Below are 7,212 nucleotides of genomic sequence, written 5' to 3' on the forward strand. Positions count from 1 at the left end.
AATATAGACTCCATATTCCACCATATATCATTTCTATCTACCTGCATCATACTAGATGAATTAACTGGTCTTATGATATCTTGCATTTCACTTATGTACCCATCAAATATTATATACAAATCATTAAGCTCTTCCTGGCACCCTTCTAAGTCACCTTCCAGCTCAGAATAATTTTCCTTTAATGCTTCTATTGCTTCTCCTTGGTTTTCAGCCTCCAATTTGGTATTAAGGTAGCGATGATTACAATTTGAGTAATAAATTGTAAATTTATCTTTACTTTGTAATATCCTTTAAATTGGTATATTATATATCTTAAAATATCCCTTAATAACATAAACTACTATAATATATAGTCCTATATATATCATAGTAGTTCTTTTCTATGGTTGTCGATAATCTTGCTTTGTTTCTATCCTTACCACTTCTTAAGTAATCACAATTGGTATCAATGGTATGTTTTTCATAAATTTACATCATAAATTTACATCATATATTAAATTTTTGGCTATCATCACTCTCTATGATCACTTCTCGTTCCCACTCTTCGGAAATTCTCTAACTCAATATATGTTTTAATATCTCCTTTTGATTCTATTTATTATGGAGTTAATTTAATGATAAATGTAATAAATATAATTTAAATTTTAATCATTTATAAAATTGATATATTCCAATGTTTTTCACAAAGCATATTTATTCTTAATACCTCAGTCCACAGTCCTTGTGGTCTTCCCATCCCTTCCCATTCAAAATACTTCTTTAAATCGGCCTCATTATTTTTTAATGAACTTCTGAGCTTACTAAGTATTTTATCTCTATCAATTTTAAATGGCGATGCATCAAATGATTCTTCTATTAATTGGCTATAAATAGTCGATAGAGCACAATATATATCAAATATCTCTCCATTCATCATTGTTAACAATGTTTCTTCTAATAATTTATCTATTTTAACTTCTGGATTTTCTTTATATACTAAATATATTCCTTTGGTTAAAACACTTCCAACGTCAGTTGGAACATGTGCACTTACGAATTGATGCAATTCAATCGTATATGAGCCACTTCCCTCTAACAAATTAACTAATTCATTATTATTTATTGCATTTATTGTCTTCATTTTAATTTCCATTTTTCATAGCTCCTTATTTAAAAAATTTAATATCTACAGAATCTATATTATTAGGTATGCTATCTGTTATTGCCTCAGCTGTTCCTCCATCTGTATAACCACCCGGAATCCAATGTTCATTAGCTCCCAATTCATTACCTGATGGTATTCTAAGATTAATATCATTAGGATTTTTTATATCGAATCTAACTAATCCTCCTTGTGATGAAAAATGTCCATCATCAAATCCCAACTTCTTTTCGTATACAGATATATCTCCTTTTGCTGTATTATCTATCTTATCCATAAAATCTTTAGGAGCTATAAATTGAGTATTATCTGGACAACCTATATAAGGATTTCCTTCAACAAATCTCATATATTGTTGCTTAGTCATTACGAAAGAACCACCATTTTCAAATTGCTTTAAATGCAGCTGCATATAGTCATTGCTGAGATAAGTTGATGGTTGTGGTCTACTACCTTTAGACATAGATACTATTTCATCCATCTTAACTTTATCTAACCCAACACTCTTTATTATATCAGTATCACTTACTCCCTTATCTACCTTCAATACGTTCTTCTCTACATCTACAACTTCCCCAGCCTTAGATACCGAGCTAACTTTATTAAGTCCTTTAGTTAAAAGCACTCCCCCAAGCACATATGAAGTAGAATATGCTATTCCTTTTTCCTCTACAGTATCTGATGCACTCTGTGCCATTCCTTCTGCGAGTATAACTGGGTCTTTTAATACTGATGACACTGTTTTACCGTAACCTTTGGTTTCAGTAATACATGTCTTTAAACAATCAGGCGCATCTCCTGTTTCCATCATTGATTTCATTGCAACGCCTATGCCTGCACCTGCAACTATTTGATAATTCGATGTCAATCATAGTATTCTATTTCCAACCATTTGCTATTTCCAACCATTTGCTATTAAATACTTATCAGGTATTCTCAACTTCAACTGTTCATCAATATCAGCCCAAAAATCAAGTAACTCGACGTTATCATCCCACTCTTTATTATTCTCTAAAGCAATAGCATCAGTTCCAAAAGAAATACAACATCCGAAGTGTCCTCTATCATAATTAAGTATAACTACATAAAATTCATATGCATGGAACTTTAAACTAAACATTTTGTATGGTTCGTCAGTAACAGCATATAATGAAAATCCTTGTACCCTATTATCAAAATACTTTTTTGCTGTTTCAATAAATTCCCTTGCACTATTTTTCACCATAACAAACTCCTCCTTCTTCTCTTAAATATAAATAATCATATCTATCTTATAAATACTTCCTTCAATGTCTATAAAATTTCTTCAGTAATATTTTCAGTAAGTGCAAACATATTAATTAAACATCGATTTATTCAAATGTTATTACTAAATGAGAATTTTTAGTTTTGTTAATAACTTTGTCTATTATTTCATCTTTCATTTTATCATCAATTACTTCATTATTATGTGGTGGTTCCCAATTTCTTATCGTGTTTTTTAAAGCAACAAATCTTCCTACTATCATTTCTCCTTCAATTTTCACTACCTTTTCATCAATTTCAACCTTTATATATGACATTGTTCCTGTTATCTTCATATATTTACTTATCACCAACCATAGCTTTATTTTGATATTTGATTATAATATTATAAGCATCCGTAGAACTCTTTTTAACTAATTCAACCTCTTCTTCTGTAATTCCTATTTATTCCACATTTTAACATATTTCTCCTGCATCATATATTAAAATGTGTTTTTTATCTCTCTTCACAATTTCAGCATCACTTTAGATGAACTAACCAGTCTTATGATATCTTGCATTTCATTTATGAACCTATCAAATATTGTATATAAATCATTAAATTATTCTTGGCTCACTTGAATTTTCACCTTCCCATGAACCCTATTTTTCTAACATAGACTCTGGTGTTGGTCCCTCTGCATTTTTATAAGTATCTAAATTACTCTTTTTTTCCATTTCATATAAAAGCTTGTATTATAATAATACTTACTTGCCATATTATAAATTCTCTGTCTCTTCATATCACATAAATATGCCATTTTATAAGCAACTTATTTGTCAGTTCCTTATCTTTTAATACAAAAAACTACTGAAAATTATATCTCTATAAATTTTAGTAGTTCTCTCCCACAGGCTTGCGCCAAGTTTTTTTATTTATATTCTTTTCAAATATCTCGACTTTTCACCCTAACTTCTTCTCTAAATTCGCATCACATGTTTCATCTTTGCCTATCTTACGCGTAGGTCGTTCACTAATAGTCCACACCCCCTACGGATTCTTGCGAAACCTTGGTTTAGCTTGCTACTAGGTTGTTGATGCGACCCCATTCCAATAAATGGATGAACGTAGTGAATCAGTTTATTAGTTGCTAATAAATAAATCTTATACTAATTGCAGAATCTCCACTTCTCGGGTCCTCATACGAAGTAATATTTGCCCAATTAAATAGATATTCTATAGCTCCAGGCCTTATATTATCAGGCTCCCCTAGTATAGATTTCATAAAATTATTTTGACTCTCTTTTATTAGTTTTGCTTTATAATTAGACCAATTTTCATAGCTATTAACTAGTTCTGGGTTTGCATCATTTATTTGTATAAAATTTATTTTTTCTAAATTATTAAAAGCTACCAAGATCCAGCTATTGAATCCTTCAATTTTCAAGGGACTTTTAAATCTAAATATTTTACTCTTATCATTATATTTTCTTAATTCATTTTGAAATAAAGATATAAATTCAGATTTAGTGGTTGTATTATCTATATCTCTATCATCTATCTTGATTTTTGACTCCAACCTATTCATAACATTCACCTAATATTCCTTTCCGCCCATTTCAATTATTTTTTCTATAATTTTATCATAATCATCGAGAGGCATTTTGTAATTTTGTAATTTTATAGCCTTTTCTGGAATCTTTTTAAAATATCCATTATCGACTAATTCATTAAAATTTTGTATAAATATTTGTGGCAATTTTCCATCCCCAAATTGAGGATTCGCCTTTGTAATTCCAAAAGCCCAATTTACATCAATTGTTGGTTCATATGCCATCATTGAATTTCTATATTCCGCCATATCCATTACATCTTTGTAAAAAGGTTTTACCTGTAACCCCTTAAAAACTTTTGTAGCATCATTTCCAACCCTATCTATTCCTAACTTAGTTGTTAAATATCCCGTTGGTCTAGGCACTCCGGCATAAATTATTTTTCCTGGTTTTAATTTAATATCCCTATATATATCTACACCAAAGTACGGGTCACCACCTTGCCAACTTTGTGCAACCTTTGAAGGATTTTCATTACCTACTATTCTTCTTAACTCTTTTCTGTTTATCTCGCTGTGTAATTTTGCTGGACTAAGCTTACCATATTTCTCTCTTAAATAATCAATTCTACTTACATCTACAGCTTTCCAAACCTTAGAAACCGAGCTAGCCTTATTAAGTCCTTTAGTTAAAAGCAATCCTCCAACCACATATGAAGTAGAATATGCAATACCTTTTTCTTCCACAGTATCTGATGCACTCTGTGCCATTCCTTCCGCAATTATTATTGGGTCTTTTAATACTTCAGATACTGTTTTACCGTACCCCTCGGTTTTAGTAATACATGTCTTTAAACAATCAGGTGCATCGCCTGTTTCCATCATTGATTTCATTGCAACACCTACACCTGCACCAGCAATTACTACAGCACCTTTTGCTAGGCCATATCCACCCTTTAATACATCCGCTCCTAAATTAAATAATCCTTTCCCAAAATTTATTCCGGTTATTCCAAAATCTTTACCATCATCAACAATGCTCTCCCATGTATTTGTGTATTTAAAATAAAGCTTTCCTGCTTTATTGCTATATTCATCATCCTTATTCTCATAAGGCACTATTTTTTTGTCATATATATTTTTCAAATCATCTTTGTTGTCGTTCAATCTATTATAACAATATTTTATGTCATCGCCTATGTCTTCCATCATTCTACTATTTTTTTGTGCACTTGCTTTGTCTTCAGCACTTTGAAATAAGTTTGGTAGACTAATACACGATCAAACATTTATTTTAAGAATTCCTACTTCATCACAAGCCCTAAATATAGACTCCATATTCCACCATATATCATTTCTATCTACTTGCATCATATTAGATGAACTAACAGGTCTTATGATACCTTGCATTTCATTTATGTATCTTTTACAATATGCACGTTTTTCGCAATGTTTCTGCATAAAAATAGAGTCAATGTTTTCTCTATTAGAAAATAAAGCTTACCTACTTTATTACTGTATTCATAATCCTTATTCTCTTAGGAAGCTATCTTTTGTCATATATATTTTTATAGTTTACTTAATGATGTTATAAAGTTAAAAAAACACCTAATCTATTCTAATTAGGTGTTTAAAATTTTTATTTTTTTATAATTGTATTTATACCATTAAAAATAGCATCTCTTAATATTTCAGAGTAACTATTATATCCTTTTTCTAATTTTATTTTATCAAATACTTGTTTAACTTTACCATCAATAATAATTGTTAATCCTTCTACTGGTTCACTATTTTCATCTTTTTGAAATTTTTCACTTTGAATTGTTAAATAATTTTCACTCATTTGACCCTCCTAAAAATTTTCTACTTCTTTATTATACACTTGTTTTATGACATCTACTCCATCTATTATCCAGTAAACCTTGCTACAAGGTATATATCGGCTAAAATCCTCAATCTTACCAACCCATCCTTTTGGTATATATTTTTCAAATCTAAGTGGTTCTGGATAGCAAGAATATAGTCTCTTTTTATCAAAATCAACGAATAATGAAGGTGAAAGTTCTAATATTGTTTCTTCAATATCTTTATTCTTAACTAAAACCATTAATTCACCATAATTTGTTTTATAGTCCTCAATATATTTTAAAAATATATTCGCATTTTCTTCACTAACAATTGGCATATCAAATCGTTCTGAAAAATCTTCTAATACCTCACAATGTATTCCATTATCATTGTAATCGTTAATCCATTTTACTTGATCTAATATCCACAATTCTTTATCTGTGACGTACCAGTTAAATTCACTATTAAAATTTACTCCTACAATTATATTTTCAGCATATTCTGGTTTGTATTTCATATACTCCTCCAAGCTTAATAATAAATAACATAGTTAGTGTAAATATTATTATATCTATTTTGTTATTTTTCCATTAGTCCCATATTCCTCAATCCATTCAACCCAAGGAGCTGGAAATTCATATGAAGTTCCAGGCGTTGAAGGGTCTACAATTTTAGGTACTGTTTTTCCTTGATTTAATGGATTATTCTTATATCCCTTCTGAGGTATCGCACTTTCCTTTAAAAAGTCATCAAACCAATTTGGCACCTCAAATTCTACTATTCCGGCACCCTCGCCTCTAAGATTTTTAAAATGGTGTGCATGTTCTAAATCTCCAGTACTTATATTTAAATCAGATGTTTTATTTGGTATACTTATTTTACCTTCATCACCTATACTAATCCTACTTCTACTTGCATTAGGTGGCGTTCCACCTTGAACCCTATAATATTTAACAGTAGCAGTATTACTTGCCGCCTTATCTACTTTTGTAGCAACTTTCTCTACATCTGCCGCTTTTCTCGCCTTAAATACAGAGTTTGCTTTACCAAGTCCTTTAGTTAAAAGCACTCCTCCAAGCACATATGAAGTTGAATATGCTATTCCTTTTTCCTCCACAGTATCTGATGCACTTTGTGCCATTCCTTCCGCAATTATTATTGGGTCTTTTAATACTTCAGATACTGTTTTACCGTACCCTTCGGTTTTAGTAATACAATTCTTTAAACAATCAGGCGCATCTCCTGTTTCCATCATAGATTTCATTGCCATGCCTGCACCCACGAATACTACAGCACCTTTTACAAGCCCATATCCACTTTTTAATACATCAGCGCCTAAATTTACCAATCCTTTTCCTAAATCTATTCCGGTTATTCCAAAATCTTTAACCTCCTCAACAGTACTCTCCCAAGTATTTGTGTATTTAAAATAAAGTTTTCCTGCTT

Annotated in this window: 11 protein-coding genes; all 11 read right to left on the reverse strand. The window is 30.5% G+C overall.

Annotation, left to right across the window (positions count from 1 at the left end; translation table 11 throughout):
* On the reverse strand, positions 1–218 hold a 218-nt coding region (locus KPL44_RS24695), incomplete at its 3' end, for a hypothetical protein (RefSeq protein WP_216256011.1).
* 434 nt (positions 219–652) lie between these two features.
* Positions 653–1,132 carry a hypothetical protein gene (locus KPL44_RS24700; protein WP_253201939.1) on the reverse strand — a complete coding sequence of 160 codons (480 nt, stop codon included), beginning with the start codon at positions 1,130–1,132 and terminating at the stop codon, positions 653–655.
* A gap of 13 nt (positions 1,133–1,145) precedes the next feature.
* On the reverse strand, positions 1,146–2,009 hold the full coding sequence (locus KPL44_RS24705; RefSeq protein WP_216256013.1) for a hypothetical protein: 864 nt from the start codon (positions 2,007–2,009) through the stop codon (positions 1,146–1,148).
* Between the two features lie 27 nt (positions 2,010–2,036).
* On the reverse strand, positions 2,037–2,366 hold the full coding sequence (locus KPL44_RS24710) for a hypothetical protein (protein ID WP_216256015.1): 330 nt from the start codon (positions 2,364–2,366) through the stop codon (positions 2,037–2,039).
* A gap of 127 nt (positions 2,367–2,493) precedes the next feature.
* Entirely contained in the window at positions 2,494–2,703 is a 210-nt protein-coding gene (locus KPL44_RS24715) for an Imm74 family immunity protein (RefSeq protein ID WP_216256017.1), read from the reverse strand.
* Positions 2,704–3,516: 813 nt separating this feature from the next.
* The gene (locus KPL44_RS24720; RefSeq protein WP_216256020.1) at positions 3,517–3,954 is read right to left on the reverse strand and encodes a hypothetical protein; all 438 of its coding nucleotides are present in this window, start codon (positions 3,952–3,954) and stop codon (positions 3,517–3,519) included.
* 9 nt (positions 3,955–3,963) lie between these two features.
* The gene (locus KPL44_RS24725; protein ID WP_216256022.1) at positions 3,964–5,130 is read right to left on the reverse strand and encodes a hypothetical protein; all 1,167 of its coding nucleotides are present in this window, start codon (positions 5,128–5,130) and stop codon (positions 3,964–3,966) included.
* A gap of 69 nt (positions 5,131–5,199) precedes the next feature.
* Entirely contained in the window at positions 5,200–5,379 is a 180-nt protein-coding gene (locus tag KPL44_RS24730) for a hypothetical protein (protein WP_216256024.1), read from the reverse strand.
* A 178-nt stretch (positions 5,380–5,557) separates the two neighbouring features.
* Positions 5,558–5,761 carry a hypothetical protein gene (locus tag KPL44_RS24735; protein ID WP_216256026.1) on the reverse strand — a complete coding sequence of 68 codons (204 nt, stop codon included), beginning with the start codon at positions 5,759–5,761 and terminating at the stop codon, positions 5,558–5,560.
* Between the two features lie 9 nt (positions 5,762–5,770).
* Positions 5,771–6,283 carry a hypothetical protein gene (locus KPL44_RS24740; protein ID WP_216256028.1) on the reverse strand — a complete coding sequence of 171 codons (513 nt, stop codon included), beginning with the start codon at positions 6,281–6,283 and terminating at the stop codon, positions 5,771–5,773.
* 54 nt (positions 6,284–6,337) lie between these two features.
* Positions 6,338–7,212 (reverse strand): hypothetical protein (locus KPL44_RS24745; RefSeq protein ID WP_216256029.1); only part of this gene is annotated, 875 nt, incomplete at its 5' end.

The organism is Clostridium sp. DSM 17811, from assembly GCF_018861905.1.
Lineage (GTDB): Bacteria > Bacillota > Clostridia > Clostridiales > Clostridiaceae > Clostridium_AD > Clostridium_AD frigoriphilum.

What these genes read in the sequence shown, in the direction of transcription:
- KPL44_RS24700 (WP_253201939.1), bottom strand. Translation starts at nt 1,132, where the DNA reads ATGGAAATTAAAATGAAGACAATAAATGCAATAAATAATAATGAATTA.
- KPL44_RS24710 (WP_216256015.1), bottom strand. Translation starts at nt 2,366, where the DNA reads ATGGTGAAAAATAGTGCAAGGGAATTTATTGAAACAGCAAAAAAGTAT.
- KPL44_RS24715 (WP_216256017.1), bottom strand. Translation starts at nt 2,703, where the DNA reads ATGTCATATATAAAGGTTGAAATTGATGAAAAGGTAGTGAAAATTGAA.
- KPL44_RS24720 (WP_216256020.1), bottom strand. Translation starts at nt 3,954, where the DNA reads ATGAATAGGTTGGAGTCAAAAATCAAGATAGATGATAGAGATATAGAT.
- KPL44_RS24725 (WP_216256022.1), bottom strand. Translation starts at nt 5,130, where the DNA reads ATGATGGAAGACATAGGCGATGACATAAAATATTGTTATAATAGATTG.
- KPL44_RS24730 (WP_216256024.1), bottom strand. Translation starts at nt 5,379, where the DNA reads ATGCAGAAACATTGCGAAAAACGTGCATATTGTAAAAGATACATAAAT.
- KPL44_RS24735 (WP_216256026.1), bottom strand. Translation starts at nt 5,761, where the DNA reads ATGAGTGAAAATTATTTAACAATTCAAAGTGAAAAATTTCAAAAAGAT.
- KPL44_RS24740 (WP_216256028.1), bottom strand. Translation starts at nt 6,283, where the DNA reads ATGAAATACAAACCAGAATATGCTGAAAATATAATTGTAGGAGTAAAT.